The sequence below is a fragment of the Streptomyces tubercidicus genome, assembly GCF_027497495.1.
In the GTDB taxonomy this organism is placed as follows: Bacteria; Actinomycetota; Actinomycetes; order Streptomycetales; family Streptomycetaceae; genus Streptomyces; species Streptomyces tubercidicus.
Genome location: NZ_CP114205.1, coordinates 1499864 through 1514057 on the forward strand (window position 1 = coordinate 1499864; position 14194 = coordinate 1514057).

General features: G+C 69.0%; 11 protein-coding genes. 3 read left to right on the forward strand and 8 right to left on the reverse strand.

Annotated elements, in window-relative coordinates:
- Positions 1 to 300 precede the first annotated feature (300 nt).
- Positions 301 to 1653 carry a cytochrome P450 gene (locus STRTU_RS06390; RefSeq protein WP_159742644.1) on the forward strand — a complete coding sequence of 451 codons (1353 nt, stop codon included), beginning with the start codon at positions 301 to 303 and terminating at the stop codon, positions 1651 to 1653.
- 67 nt (positions 1654 to 1720) lie between these two features.
- Here the strand turns inward: STRTU_RS06390 and STRTU_RS06395 are convergent, their stop codons facing one another.
- Positions 1721 to 5329, reverse strand: a complete 3609-nt coding sequence (locus tag STRTU_RS06395; RefSeq protein WP_159742645.1) for an NACHT domain-containing protein — start codon at positions 5327 to 5329, stop codon at positions 1721 to 1723.
- A 234-nt stretch (positions 5330 to 5563) separates the two neighbouring features.
- Positions 5564 to 5887: a hypothetical protein gene (locus STRTU_RS06400; RefSeq protein WP_159742646.1), complete on the reverse strand. Its 324-nt coding sequence runs from the start codon at positions 5885 to 5887 to the stop codon at positions 5564 to 5566.
- A gap of 192 nt (positions 5888 to 6079) precedes the next feature.
- Between STRTU_RS06400 and STRTU_RS06405 the strand changes: the two genes are divergently transcribed.
- Positions 6080 to 7072, forward strand: coding sequence for a zinc metalloprotease (locus STRTU_RS06405; RefSeq protein WP_159742647.1), 993 nt, complete (start codon positions 6080 to 6082; stop codon positions 7070 to 7072).
- Between the two features lie 81 nt (positions 7073 to 7153).
- Here STRTU_RS06405 and STRTU_RS06410 read toward each other — a convergent pair whose 3' ends face one another.
- Both STRTU_RS06410 and STRTU_RS06415 read right to left on the reverse strand, forming a co-directional pair.
- A complete protein-coding gene (locus STRTU_RS06410; protein WP_159742648.1) occupies positions 7154 to 7849 on the reverse strand; it encodes an alpha/beta fold hydrolase in 696 nt (231 codons plus the stop codon).
- A 418-nt stretch (positions 7850 to 8267) separates the two neighbouring features.
- The gene (locus STRTU_RS06415) at positions 8268 to 9167 is read right to left on the reverse strand and encodes a LysR family transcriptional regulator (protein WP_159742649.1); all 900 of its coding nucleotides are present in this window, start codon (positions 9165 to 9167) and stop codon (positions 8268 to 8270) included.
- A gap of 71 nt (positions 9168 to 9238) precedes the next feature.
- On the opposite strand from STRTU_RS06415, the gene STRTU_RS06420 reads away from it, so the two are divergent.
- The gene (locus STRTU_RS06420) at positions 9239 to 10162 is read left to right on the forward strand and encodes a 4-hydroxy-tetrahydrodipicolinate synthase family protein (protein WP_159742650.1); all 924 of its coding nucleotides are present in this window, start codon (positions 9239 to 9241) and stop codon (positions 10160 to 10162) included.
- Here STRTU_RS06420 and STRTU_RS06425 read toward each other — a convergent pair.
- From STRTU_RS06425 to STRTU_RS06440, 4 genes are all read right to left on the reverse strand, one after another.
- Entirely contained in the window at positions 10156 to 10776 is a 621-nt protein-coding gene (locus tag STRTU_RS06425) for a TetR/AcrR family transcriptional regulator (RefSeq protein WP_159742651.1), read from the reverse strand. The genes STRTU_RS06420 and STRTU_RS06425 overlap by 7 nt on opposite strands.
- A 144-nt stretch (positions 10777 to 10920) precedes the next feature.
- A complete protein-coding gene (locus tag STRTU_RS06430; RefSeq protein ID WP_159742652.1) occupies positions 10921 to 11799 on the reverse strand; it encodes a hypothetical protein in 879 nt (292 codons plus the stop codon).
- Positions 11796 to 13628 (reverse strand): GMC oxidoreductase, encoded by a 1833-nt coding sequence (locus STRTU_RS06435; protein ID WP_159742653.1) that lies wholly within the window; start codon positions 13626 to 13628, stop codon positions 11796 to 11798. Before STRTU_RS06435 ends, STRTU_RS06430 begins: the two co-directional genes overlap by 4 nt.
- A complete protein-coding gene (locus STRTU_RS06440) occupies positions 13625 to 13978 on the reverse strand; it encodes a hypothetical protein (RefSeq protein ID WP_159742654.1) in 354 nt (117 codons plus the stop codon). Before STRTU_RS06440 ends, STRTU_RS06435 begins: the two co-directional genes overlap by 4 nt.
- Positions 13979 to 14194: the final 216 nt, after the last annotated feature.

Below are 14194 nucleotides of genomic sequence, written 5' to 3' on the forward strand. Positions count from 1 at the left end.
TCCGGGAGCGGCCAGATTCCCGCATTCACCCATCCGAGACACGCCACGGGCTGATTCCAGCCGCCGGCGCCCTCGACTGACCGAGATCCAGGTATCGCACTGAGTGCCCATGGCGCTACCTTCCGTGATGTATGCACTGCTCGACCTGCGAGAACGTCGGACGTCGCCGGGCGGGTGGTTCCCGGTGTGTCCCGAACGCCTGCACCCGGATCACCGGTCCATAACGTCCCGAGGAGTACTACTCGGTTGCCGGGCAGGCACGGGCCCGCGGCCGAAGGAAGGCACATAAGGAAGGCACATATGGCCACCGCAGCTCGCCTCACGGCTCCTCCCACCGCTCCCGGACGCCTTCCGCTGATCGGCCATGCACTCGAAATGTGGCGGCGCCCCCTGGAATTCCTCGATTCCCTCACCGCGTACGACCAGATCGTTGCCGTCTACCTGGGCCCCACACCGACCTACGTCCTCGCCGGACCGGAGGTCGTCGACCGCGTGATGGTCGCCGACGCCGGCCACTTCGCGAAGGGCCGCTCCTTCGAGAAGCTCCGCGACTACCTCGGCGAGGGCCTCGCCACCTCCGAAGGGCCCTTCCACCTCCGCCAGCGGCGCCGGATGCAGCCGGCCTTCCATCACCGGCAGATCGATCACTACGCGCGAACCATGGCGCGGCTGGCCGACGAACGAGTCGCCTCCTGGCAGGCCGGACAGGTCGTCGACGTCACCCAGGAGATGTTTGACCTCTCCCTCGCCATCGTCACCTCCACGCTGTTCTCGACCGCACTCGACGAGCACACTGCCGCGGACATCCGCCACGACGTGCCCGTCGTACTCCGCGGCGTGTACAACCGGGCCATCGATCCGACCGGCCTCTGGCAGAAGCTCCCCACTCCTGGCAACCGCCGCCTCGCGGCCGCACACGACCGGCTTCGCCGGGCCATCGACCACCTCATCCGCACCCGGCGCACCGGCCTCCCCGCCGAGCAGCCGGACCTGCTGTCGATGCTCCTACAGGCCCAGGACGCCGACAGCGGCGACACCATGACCGACCAGCAGGTCTACGACGAACTCATCACACTGCTGGTCGCCGGCACGGAGACGGCGGCAGGCGGGCTGGCGTGGCTCTTCCACGAGCTGGGCCGGCACCCCGCCGTCGACCGGGAACTCCACGAGGAGCTGCGGACGAGCAGCGGAGAGGCCCCTTCGTTCGCACACCTCGGCCATCTCCCGTACACGCGGCGGGTGGTGGACGAGGCGCTGCGCCTGCGCAACCCCGGAGGCGTCACGACGCGACGAGCGACCAAGGAGGTCGAACTCGCGGGATACCGGTTTCCACCAGGTGCCGAGTTCATGTTCAGCGCCCTCGTCCTGCACCGGAACCCGCACCACTTCCCCGACCCCCTGAGGTTCGATCCCGACCGCTGGCTGCCCGGCCAGAAGGCCGCTCCCCGCGGCGCGTTCCTTCCCTTCGGCGCCGGAAGGCACAGGTGTATCGGTGAATCGTTCGCGCGCGCGGAAATGACCACGGTGGTCGCGGCCCTGGCGCGCCGGTGGCGTCTGGAGCCGCTCCCAGGGGTGCAGGTACAGGGAGTCATGACATCCACCAACCACCCCGCCAACCTCCTGATGAGAGTCACTCCTCGCGAAGTGGGGTGACACCTCGGCAGGCCGCCAAGATCGCGCGGCGTGCGCAGCACGGGCCCCTGTGCGCCCCGGCGCGGTGCTAGTCGCGCGTGCGCCCGGCCATGGCTTTCCAGAAGTGGTCGAGTTCCCGGACGCGCATGCTGACCCAGTGGGGCGTCTTCCTGCGCAAGAGCCTGGGAAACCAACGGCGCACTGGTCCGGGCAGGAGAGCCTGCTGCTGACGCCAGAACGGCTCGCGGACTTCTCCCCGGGGCACATGGCCACGGGGAGGGTACGGGCAAAGCTGGAAGTTGCAGTCGGGCAGGCAGGCGATGCCCGGTGCAGGCGGGGCCGAGGTACTCGGCTGCAAGTCGGGGCGCAGCGCCTCGCGGTTGGTACGGATGCACGGCGGGATCGGCATGTCTGGCTGCCCGGCGCGCGCCATACGTTCCTCGACCTCGTCCGGGTGCCCATCCCGTTCGATGAGGTTCAGCATGATCAGCACGTCGGCGAGGAGGCGTTGGGCACGCCCGTCGAGGGTGCTCCATCCAACTGAGGGCGGGATCCAGAGGTTGTGCTTGCGATATGCCCGGGAGCTACCGTTGCGGGAGCCGATGTGGTCGGCGACGCCCTTCTCGTCGATCCACAGGAAACGCTCGGGCCGCCCGGTCTCCAGAGCGAGGGCCACGAGGTCGCCTGCCTCGGCGACAAACGGATGCAACCGTCGCCGCTTCGAGGCACCGTTCAGATCAGGCTGTGACGGCGCTGCGTTGACCGTGCCCGCCATGGACAGCCATCGCTGCACGGTCTCCACGGCGGTCGTCCCCCCCATCACAGGGGACAGGTCGCTCGTCCCGTCGTGATCGTCCCGCGATGCCATGCTGTCGACGTGCTGCTCGTGGCGGCCGACACTGTCCGGGAGCTCCCACAGGCACAGCGCCTGGAGCAGGACGAGCTGCGCATACCAGCACCGGGACTGCTCCAGCACGGTCTCCGCCTGCCGGACCAGTTCGGTGCGACTGCCCGGGTACGTGTGAGGGTGGCGTTTGCGCCGGTTGGCCGCGTACTTGAAGCCCTGGGCCAATGCGGCCTCAAGGGGGAGCGGCAGGTCGGGGGCGTGGCCTGTGAACTTCGGGTCCAGGTGGCGCAGCCACTTGATGAGGCGGTCTCGGGCCTCGTCACGGTGGGAGTCGTCGACAGAGCCCAGAAGCATGGGAAGCATCCAGGCCCGCATCTCGAACTCCCGTAGCAGGTCGACCCGTTTCCTCCAGTAGCGCTGGTTGAGATCCTGCCGGTCGCTTTGCAGCTGATCGATGCGCGCGGACGCGCGGTCGTCCGTCGCCTTCTTCATTTCCTCGGCCCACGCGTCATACTCCTTCCTCTTCCAGGCTTTCATTTCGCGGAGTTTGTGGTGGTACTCCTTCACGGGATCGCTGTTCAGACCGACGCGTTCGCGTATGACGGCGAACGCCGCATTGCCGCCGCTGCCGAACTCCTCGGCGACGCACATGCGTATGGGGTAGGAGGGCTCTGCGATGCCGATCTCGAAGAGCTGGCTGTACAGCGGCGTGGTATCGATCTTGTCGGAGGCCGCCCGCAGCGCTGCGCCGACCTGCTTGAGCAGTCCCCGCTGGGCGTCCTCAAGGGTGCGCAGATCCCCTTTGATGCTGGACCAGCGGTCGTGCACCGTACCGACAATGCCGCTCAGCAGTCTCGGGTCGGCCTCCGCGCTCTCGGCTTCCAGGGCCGCTGCGTAGAGGTCGAGGGCCTTCGGATCGTCCGTGCGGCGGTTCGCGGCCGCACAGAGTCGATGGGCCAGGCGTCGGCCGTACACGGGAGCCCTCCGCCAGCGCTCGTTCAGCACCTGCTTCACCTCGGCCGTGACACCGCCTCCGACGGCCGAAAGGTCCGCCGCCCGGCGACGGGACATCAGTACCAGAGCGATGAGGAGCTCGCGGCTGGGCCCCGGCGGCTGTAGCGCTTGAAGGGCCATCTCTATGGCGCCACGCTCCCCCAAGTGGTCAAGCATGCGGAAGCCGAGGTATGCCTGGATGACGCTGTGCGGGAAGCGGACCCTCTTCTCGAAGCCCTCCAGCAGCTTCAGCTTGTTCGCGTTGCTCGCGAAGCGGGCGAGCGCGGCCTGGCACTGGCCCATGTTTCCCTCGCGCAGACGCCTGCTCTCCGCATCGCTCAGCTGGTCGCAGAGCGTGTTCCAGATCCGCTCCCGATGCCACTCGCAGAAGGTGCTTCCGCGCTTGCCGTACCGGTCGAAACGGCGATTCCTGGTCCACAGGCGCTCCGCTTGGGCCGTCGCCCGCCGCGCCGGATTGGGGTGGACGTCGTGGTCCAGCAGCTCCGCGAAGCCGACCTCCAGCTTGTCCTGAAGCAGCCCGATGCATGCCAACGCGGAGACGACCTCGATGGTGTCCGCACGCTCCTGCGCGTCCAGCGGGACGTCCTCGCGCAGCCGGCCCTCCGCGAGGGCGTGCTCCCACGTCTGCAACAGCCACAACCGAAGCGTGCTGCGGTCCCAGCTGCGAGTGTCCAGCCGGTGTGGGTCGTTGCGCGGACGGTCGCGTTCCAGGGCGCCGTGGTGGTGCAGTTCGCGGGCGATCTGCAGATAGATGGGCGATTCGGTGACCTCCGCCGTCTCCACGATCCAGTCGACACGGCGCTCGTCCGTCTCCGGGACACCCTCCTCGACGAAGCACAGCGCCTCCTCCTCGCTCAGGGGTTCCAGCTCCACGATCGCGGCGGAAGTGGTCTGCAGCGGACTGTGCGGCCGGGAGGCGATGACGAGAGGAAGTCTCTCCTCCTGGGCGCGCTCGATGGCCTGGCGGATGATGTTGTCCCGGTCTTCCTGGAACCTCTCGTCGAGAACTGCCTCTTCCAGGCCGTCGGCGATGACGACCACCTTGTCGTCGGCGAGGAGCTGTTGCCAGACCCGCTCGTTCTTGGTGCGCGCCAGGATGCCCTGGGGCGCCTCCTCGGAGAAACGCTGCTTGGCCATGCGCTCGAAGTCCAGGTCGCTCCCGGTGACGTCCCTCAGCCGAATCGGCACGGGGACGGCATTCTGTCGGGCCAGCAGTTCGGTGAGCCGCACCAGGACGGCGGTCTTCCCCGCGCCGATGCCGCCGACGAGCAGATAGGGCCTGCGGGTGTCACGCCGTCGCAACCGTTCGGCGATGACCTGGGCGACCTCCTCCCGGCCCACGATGTCGGAGATGTCTGGTCCCGCGGTGGGCACCAACTCGCGGGGATGCTCGCGTGCTTTCGCGAGGTACCGACGCTTGGTCCAGCGGTACCAGACGAACAGGAAGAGTGCGGCGGCGATCGAAGCGGTGAGTATCGGACCGGCGAAGAGCATGACGGCATCGAATCCCGCGTTGTGCTGCCGCCAGGTCTCGAACGAGGTCGTCTCCTGCGTGGCCAGGATCCACAGGCCCTCCCCGCACCAGGCGAGGACCGCGAGCGCGGCCATCAGCCAGATAAGCCTGGCCGCGTTGGTGTAAGAGATCCATCTGCGCCACTTCTTGGGCAGGGTGGTATCCCGGCGGTCCCGGCGTGTCTCCAGACGGATCGTCAGAGTGTGCCAGTAGCTGATGAGAACGCGTCTCGCCCGGCTCCCCGCCCGTCTCAGCTCCAGCGTCCCCATCGGCGCGTCGCGCGGCCGCTCCTTGCCCGGCGGGTGACGGACAATCCTCGTCATCGTGCGTTCTCCTTCCGAGAGCGATCTCGGTACGGAGGCCCCGCGAACGCCGACACCTTCCATGGAAACACTCGTAGGAGGCCGCGCAACCGGTGGAAAGGCTGTTGTGGGAGGAGAGCTTGTCGGTGACGACTGGCGGTGGCGACGCCGGGCAGTTCTGCACGCAGGAGGGAAGGCGAGAGTGAGCCTGCCCGGCCGGGACGACGACTGGCTACCCGATGGCTGACTGAAGAATCACTCCGGCGTCGAGCGGATCTCCAGAATGTGCTCATCGCAGCGCACGATCTCCAGCTCGCGGTCCGGCTCGCCGCTTCCGCTGAAGGAAACAGTCAAACGACCGCTCTCCGCGAGGCGCCATCGACCGAGCGTCGATTGCGGAGCGTCTACCGGGCCCACGGGGTAGTCGATGAATGTGCCGCCTGCCTGGAATTCCAGCCCACCACGACCGCGCGCAAGCGGGAAGTCGTAGTCGTCAGGGCGGTAGACGGTGACGGCTTCGTGGTCTTCCTCGAAGGAGTGCCACCATCTCTGAAACAGAGCGCGGGGAAGCTCATTCATCGCTCAACCACCTCGCTATCAATAGGCTGTTTGCGCCATTTGTCCGTCATGTCTACGCTTAAGTGTAGAGGTGGCGGCAGATGTGCCCGCGCAGCGGCGTGCGGCCCCGCGCGCATTCCGCCCCAGCGTGGACACCCGCTACGGCGCTCGAATCGCGAGCGGCATCTCCAGAGACTGGCAGGTGACATCACCATGTCTGACGAAACCCACCGCAGCGCTTCGCCTGACTACACCGACTGGTGCGCCACGGTGAGGGCTCATAGCGCACTCCTCGACACGACACCCGACTACGCCGAGAACCGCGCGCTGGTCGAGGAGACCGCGTCCGCCTACGAACGCGCCCACGAAAGCGGGGAGCGAAGAATGGCGAGGGAGGGCGTGCTCGACATCCCCGTCGTCGTGCATGTCGTCCACAGCACGGATGAGCAGAACATCAGCGAGGCACAGATCCGCAGTCAGATCGACGTGCTCAACCGCGACTTCCGGAAACAGAACCCGGACGTCAGCAACGTGCCGCAGGTATGGCGCAACATCATCGGCGACGCCCGAATCGGCTTCCACCTCGCCGGCACCGATCCGCTTGGCCGCCCGACGAACGGCATCACGCGCACCAGGACCTCGGTCGCTTCCTTCGACGCCCCGGACCCCAGTTCCCCCGATCCCGACAAGCGAACCGACAACAAGGTCAAGTTCGCACAGACCGGGGGCCAAAATGCCTGGCCTTCAGACGTCTACCTCAACATCTGGGTCTGTCAGTTGACACGAGGACTGCTCGGCTACGCGCAGTTCCCCGGGGGACCGGCAGCCACGGACGGTGTCGTCATCACCCATAAAGGCTTTGGAACCAACGGGACCGCCGCCGCGCCGTTCAATGGCGGCCGCACGACTACGCACGAGATCGGGCACTGGCTCAACCTGCGACACATCTGGGGCAACAAGCAGGGCTGCGCCGGCGATGATCTCGTTGCGGACACCCCGAACCAGGAAGGGCCCAATTTCGGGACTCCCGCATTCCCGCAGGTGACGTGCGGCAACGCGCCGAACGGGGATATGTTCATGAACTACATGGACTACACCGACGACGCGGCGATGTTCATGTTCTCGGCAGGCCAAGTGGCACGCATGGAATCCACTTTCGAAAACGCCCGTAGGTCGTTCGCCGCCCGCCAGCTCGCCCTGGCGTGACCAGGGCGGGGCGGTCACCGGGAGGGCGCACACGGCGGGGTCTCGCGGCCTGGCTCAGTCCCGGCTCGTACGCGGCTGCCGTCACAGGCTCAGCAGCAGGTCCCGGACTGCGGCGGGCCGGGACAGGAAGGGGTGGTGGCCCGCGTCGAGTTCGACGACGCTGCCGGCCCGGCGGGCGAACTCGCGCTGTAGGTGCGGCGGGGTGCCCCGGTCCTGGGCGCAGAGGAGATACGTCGAGGGCACCTGCTGCCATGCGGCCGCCCTGACCGGCTGTCCGGTCACCTGCACGCTCTGCCGGGCGAGATGATGCGCCGCCTGTACTTGGACCTCGGTTTCGCAGTCCTGGAGGAAGGTGTCCGCGAGGAACTCGGGACGGACCCCGAAGGTGCCGGCGTCGGGGTCGACGTCGAGGAACGGGGCGGGGCCGGCGTCCCCGAAATCCGACAGGCTCTGCCCGACTTCGGGAAGGTAGCTGGAGACCATCACCAGGTGGCGTACCGTCCCGACGCCCGCGGCGGCTTCCGCGGTGATGATGCCGCCGTAGCTGTGGGCGACCACAACGGTTGGCTCGTCACTGTCCAGCAGCACCCGCCGCACCGCCGCGATGTCCTCGGTCAGCCCCGGACCGGCGGCGCCCGCGGGCAGGCCCGCCTCGCCGCAACTCGGCAGCGCCGGGGCCACGCTCGGCACCCCGCGCTGCTCCAGCAGCTCGGCTGTCCGGTGCCACCACCACGCCCCGTCCCGCACACATGCCCCATGCACGAACACGACCCTCATCGCCGCATCATCCTTAGCGGTGTTTTTCGCTGGAAGCTACCAGCAGCCCCCTCACTCAAGCTTCGGTGACAACGAACGGGCCGACCATGCCAAAAGGGGCCCTTCCCCTGTACGAGGAAGGGCCCCTTGGCAGAGCGCCCGGCAGGCCTTGCACCTGCATCTCCCACCGGCTGGTGGACGTCTTTCCTTGGACCACAGACGCGCGATTCCGGCCCGAGGACCGAAGTTGCATCATGATCATACTGCATCCGCGCGCCGGCAGCGAAAATCCACCGACGGGCCGCGCAGACCAGGCCGCTGAGCCGACACCGGCACCTGCCGCTTGAACTCGCTGGGGCGGCCTCCGCGCCCTGCTTCATCAATGCACCTGCGAAGTCCGCGTGGTGCATCGTGGTCGTGACATCCGACCCTGGATCGATCAGGAACTTACTGCTGCTCTTGCCGCGGCCACGAAAGCGGCGATCGCCGGATGAGCGCCGCCGCCCGAGCGGAAGGCGACCTTCGATCGACGGAACAACGGCAGCTTGGTCAAGACCACGCCTGCCGGGCTCTGTGCAGTGGCCGTTTCCGGTACAAATCCGGCCCCTTGCCCGGTGGCGGCCAGGGCCAGCACCGTGCGGAAATCGTTGACCTGGTGGCGAATTCTCGGCTGGAACCCGGCCGCCTGGCAGGCGCGTACGGCCATCGCATGGCCGGTGGTGCCGTCCCGTGCGGTGATCCACGGGGCCTCGGCATAGGGGCCGAGCAGCTCTGCCAGCGTGTCGTTGCCGCTGGTGTCCTTGGTCGCGGTATCGCTGACCAGGTACATCGGTTCTTCCAGTATGGGCACCTCGTCCACTGTGTTGTCCGGTGACGCGGGCACGAAGTCGTAGTCGTGGACGAGGGCCACATCGAGTTCGCCGGCCCTCAGACCATCGGAGACCCGGGCGGAGTCGATTTCCTGCACCATCGGCTCCAGCGCGGGATGCCGCTGGGTCAGCTCGGCCAGCGTGGCGGGCACGATGGTGTGGCCGCCGGAGGGGAAGGTCCCGATGCGTAGCGGCCCGCCGATGCCGTCCCGCGCGTCGGCCAGTTCGGCGACCGCCTGCTCCAGGCGTTGCAGTACGGCGTCGGCGTGTGCGACGAGGGACCGGCCTGCGGGCGTGAGGATCACACGCCTGCCGCTGCGTTCCAGCAAGGGCACGCCTGCCTCGCGTTCCAGCACACCCAGCTGCTGGGAGACCGCGGATGCGGTGAAGGTCAGCGCCTCGGCCACGGCGGCGATCGTGCCCCGTCGGTCGAGTTCGCGAAGCAGGTGGAGGCGACGAACATCAAGCATAAGCTCAGCTTAGGCATAGAGGTAGAAATCAGAAATGGATCTACCGGGTCAGTGTGAGCCAGGGTTGGACCATGAAGCCCAATCCGACCTTCAACGGCCTGTACGTCCCTTTGGTGACTCCCTTCACCGACGACCTGCGCCTGGCCCCCGATGCGCTGGCCCGACTCGCCGACGAGGCGCTGTCGGCCGGCGCCTCCGGACTCGTCGCCCTTGGCACCACCGCGGAATCAGCCACGTTGACCGCGGAGGAGAAGCAGACTGTGGTGCGCATCTGCTCGGCCGCCTGCCGGGCGCACGGCGCCCCACTGATCGTCGGGGTCGGCACCAATGACACCGCTACCGCCATCACGTCGCTGCGCGAGCTGGCGGCCACCGGCGACGTAGCCGCGGCACTGGTTCCCGCGCCGCCCTACATCCGGCCCGGTGAAGCGGGGACACTGGCGCATTTCACCGCGCTGGCCGAACACGGCGGCATCCCGCTGATCGTGTACGACATCCCCTACCGCACCGGACAGACTCTCGGCATCGGCACGATCGCCGCCCTCGGCCGCCTGCCAGGGGTCGTCGGGATCAAGCACGCGACCGGCGCGATCGACGCGACCACGGTGGAGTTGCTCGGCAGTCCCCCGCCCGGCTTCGCCGTGCTCGGCGGCGACGACGTCGTCCTGTCACCGCTCGTCGCGGCGGGCGCCCACGGCGGCATCGTCGCATCGGCCAATGTGCGCACCGCCGACTACGCCGAACTGATCTCGCTGTGGCGTCGCGGCTCCGGTGCACCCGCCCGCAGGCTCGGAGCCGAGCTGGCCCGGTTGTCCGCTGCCCTGTTCGCCGAACCGAACCCGACAGTGATCAAGGGAGTACTGCACGCTCAGGAACGCATTCCCAGCCCGGCCGTCCGGATGCCGCTGCTCGCCGCCGCCACCGGTACGGTCCGTCGAGCGGCGCTCCTGGCCGAATGCCCCGACTCCAACTCCCCCTTCCCGCCTCGCTACTGAGTGCCCCTCAGGTAGCGGGTGACCATGTCGACCAGTTCGTTCTCGAAGGTGTCCACGGGGATGTTCCTCGGGTCGGCGATGAGTTTGTGCGTGTTCATCTCCACGGTGAACACGATCAGTTCGGCCGCGGTGTCGAGGGCTCGCACGCCGACGTCCGGGTAGCGGGCGAGGAGGTCGCGTACCTGGGCGACGCGAGTTTTTGTGTGGCGCTCGATGGTGTCGAGCACGTCCTGCGAGATCGACGCCTCCTCGGTCATGATCCGCAGCAGCTTCGGGTCGTCGCGGTGGTTGTCGATCGCGTCGCGGACCAGTACCCGCACCGTCGTCTCCAGGGTCCCCGGAGACAGGTCGAGTTGGTCGGCCTGCGTCCAGACGCCGCGGTCGATGTGCTGTACGGCCGGCTCGGCGAGGATGGCGTCCTTGTTCGGGAAGTACTGGCACAGCGAGCCGATGGAGACATGGGCACGCTCGGCGATGCGGTTGGTGGTGCCGGCGGCGTACCCGTACTCGGCGAAAACGTGAGCAGCGGCGGTGAGGATCCGCTCGCGGGTGAGTTCGGCACGCGCCTGACGGGGCTTGCGACGTGGCGGAATACGGCGGTCGGCCGACGTCACGGCCGTCGTCGGCCAGCCCGGTCGCCGCCTTCGGGTACCGGGACGTCGACGGTACGAGCAGGACGACCTTCGTCGGTGGCACACCGGGGTTCGCCCGCGTCCACTCGCCCGCCGGGGTCAGGGGCGCAGGGCCACGCCCCCTCATCAGCCAGACGCTGCCTGGTCGGCCGGGCGGCTGGTGGGCAGGTAGTACGGGCGGTTGTGAGCCGCGACCGGGGGTGACTGGTAGGTCCAGGCGCCGGCGGCCGGGGTGTCGGCGAGCAGTGCGTGGATGTCCCGGCCGAGGTCGCTGTCCGGGGCGTGGACGGTCAGTCGCACCCGGTCGGCGTGGTCCGGGGCGTTGAGGTCGTACCAGCGGTAGGGCTGGTAGACGTTCATGGGGCCGGCGAGTACGCGACCGTCGGGGCAGGTGCCGTAGCCCGTGATCGGGGTGTTGTTGGCGGGGGCGGTGGCCAGGTCGTCCAGCGCGGCGGTGAGGGAGAACAACGGGGTTTCGCTCTTCTCCAGGGTGTCGTCCGGGCCGGTGTCGGCTGCTTTGCCGTGCACGGTCCAGGTCTCGCCCGCCGGGCCGTTCAAAGAGGGCAGACCGACCTCGAACCAGCCGGGGTACTTCGGTTCCGCGTACAGCGCGCGTCCGGCACTGATGGCGTACGGGTTGTCGCACAGGACGTGGATACGGGCGATGCCGAGCAGCTTCGACTGGTCCCAGCCCTGCGCGTACTGCGCATAGGTGAGCTGCGGGATCCGGTCGCTCTCGGTGGTGGGGAAGGCGATGATGTTGTACTCGATCTCCTGGGTGACTCCCCCGCCGAACGGGTACTGCGCGAAGTACAGCTGGTAGTTGAACGACACCAGCGCCCGCCCGTCGAATTCGGCCGCGGACAGGTCGGGGTGGTGCTTGGCGAGCAGGTCACGGACCGGTCCCGGAGCGACCAGCCAGTCGATGCCGAGGTGATGCAAGGCCCCGTAGTGGAACGGCAGTTGGAAGGGCTCGGGTACCGGCGGCAAGGGCAGCGGAGTCATGCGGGCGCTCCTGGGGTTCTCGGGGTGAGGGCGGCGGGCCGGTCGCGTGCGACGAGGTCGGCCTCGATGCGTTCGGCGCTGCGGAGGGCGAGGGCGGCCATGGTCAGGGTCGGGTTGGCGGTGGAGATCGAGGGCATGCTGCCGCAGCCGACGGCGTACAGGCCGGAGTGGTCCCAGCAGCGCTGCCATGAGTCGACCACCGAGGTGGCCGGGGAGTCGCCCATGAGGTGGGTGCCGGCGGCGTGGCCCGCGCCGCGGTAGGCGTGGGTACGGCCGCCGTGGGTGAAGCGGCCGGGCCAGGCAGCCGTGGGGGTGTAGTCGGTGTGGTCCTCGGCGCCGAGGAGCGCAAAGATCTGGTCGGAGACCGCGCGGGCGGCGGCCATGCCGTCCTTGACGTGGCCCGCGAGGTCGTAGGTGACCAGGGGCCGGGGCAGTCCGAGCGGGTCGCGCGCGTGGGGGTGGAGGGTGACGCGGTTGGCGGGGTCGGCGCCCTGCTCCATCTCGAACTGCAGGGTGAACTGGCGGCTGATCCGGTCGCCGACGGCGCGGCGCAGTTCGGCGCCGAACAGCCCCTGTTCGGTGAGGAGTTGTGCCACGTCGCCGTCCACGGAACCCTTGGACCAGGCCCATCCCCAGTTGCCGATCTCGATCCGGAACGGCGCCCGCAGCCGCCGCGCGGGTCCGGTGCGGAAGCCCTCGAAGCCGGAGGTGGAGCCGGGCCCGCGGTAGGGGCCGACGGCATCCGGCAGCAGGCCCCAGGTCAGCAGGACGGGGTGGTCCATCAGGTTCCGGCCGACCTGGCCGCTGCGCTGGGCGAGCCGGGACAGCAGGAGCAGCCGGGCGTTCTCGATGGCGTGCGCGGCGAGCACGATGACATCGGCGCGGGCCACGCCCACCGTGCCGTCGTACGACCGGTACTCCACGCCCGTGGCCCGGCCTGTGCCGTCGACGAGCACGCGGCTGACGACGGCCCGGTCCCGCAGCGAGACCGAGGCGCTCCACCGCCCTTGTGTCTTGAGCGGGGTGTACTTCGCGTACGCGGGGCAGTGCGGGATGCACGACGCGTTGCCCTGGCACCGGTTGGCCGGATCCGGCTGCCCGTGCGCGCCGCGCGGAACGTAGCCGCGGCCGTGGTCGTAGGCGGGGTCGGGGACGCCGTTGCGTGCGTGCGGGGTGCCGACGACCTGTAACTCGACCTCGTTCAGGGCTACCGGGTCCTTGACCCGCCGCCCGTCGAGGCGCGCCCCGAGGTGCCGGTCCAGGTAGCTGGCGGGGAGCGCCCGCATGGGGAAGACGTAGCCGTCCGGCAGCGGCAGCCCCGTATGCGCACGCTGCTCGGCGGCGTCGGCCGCCACGCCCAGCTCCTCTTCGGCCGCGCGGTAATAGGGCTCCAGGTCGTCGTAGGTGAGCGGCCAGCGCCGGCCGTATCCGAAGGTCTCGGTGTCGAAGTCCTCCGGCAGCATGCGGGGTGCCAGGCCGGTCCATACGTTGCCGGTGCCGCCGTTCACCCGGACGTAGCCGCTGGCGTACGGCAGCGGGCCGTTCTGGAGCAGATGCCCGGACGCTCGGTAGCCGGGGGCGTCGTCCGTGCCGGTGAGGTCGGTCACCTCGGGCCAGGGGGCGGCGGGCCGGGGCCGGTAGGCGGAGCCGGGCACCTTCGCGGACGCCGTCAGGTAGGTGGTGAGGGGATCGGGTTCGCCCTGTCCGGGGTCGGCGCCGCTCGCACCGGCTTCCAGGACCAGGACCCGGCGACCGCGCCGGCCCAGCCGATGGGCGACGAGCGAGCCCGCGACGCCCGCGCCGACGACGATCACGTCGTACCGGTTCACGGGACCCTCGTCCCGGTCGGCTGCTCGGCCCAACTTCCGTACCCGGCGGGCGCGGTGGCGGGAGCCGCGAGACCGGCGGCCCGCCAGGCGAGCCCCTGGGCGTAGGCGTGTGCCGACACCACGAACGGCGGCGGGCCGGGCCAGCTGCCCGTGTACCACAGGTGCGTGACGGCACGGGCGGCGTCCAACAGGTCGCCATCCAGATCCCCCGTCGGCCGGTCCGGCTCGCACAGCAGCCGCTCGAAGCGGTCCGTCCCGAGCTGTTCCCCGGCCACGGCCCGGTAGACCTCGACGAGCCCCGTCGCCCGAAGGTACTCGGCGTCGAAACCGGTCAGCTGCGCCGACAGCATGGTGAAACCGTCTGTTTCGTCTGTTCTCCGCACAGGCCAACCGTGCCCAAGGGTGCGGCGATCATGCTGAGCCGCCGCGCGGATGGCTTGTTTCCTCCTGCGGGCCCTCCCCCACCGGCACCGGCGGCCGGCGCAAGGACCTACCGGCAGCCCTTCTGCCCCAACTCCCCCTGTGTTTATGGTGTCTTGAGACCGCAGAGCGCGGTCGAAGGGAGA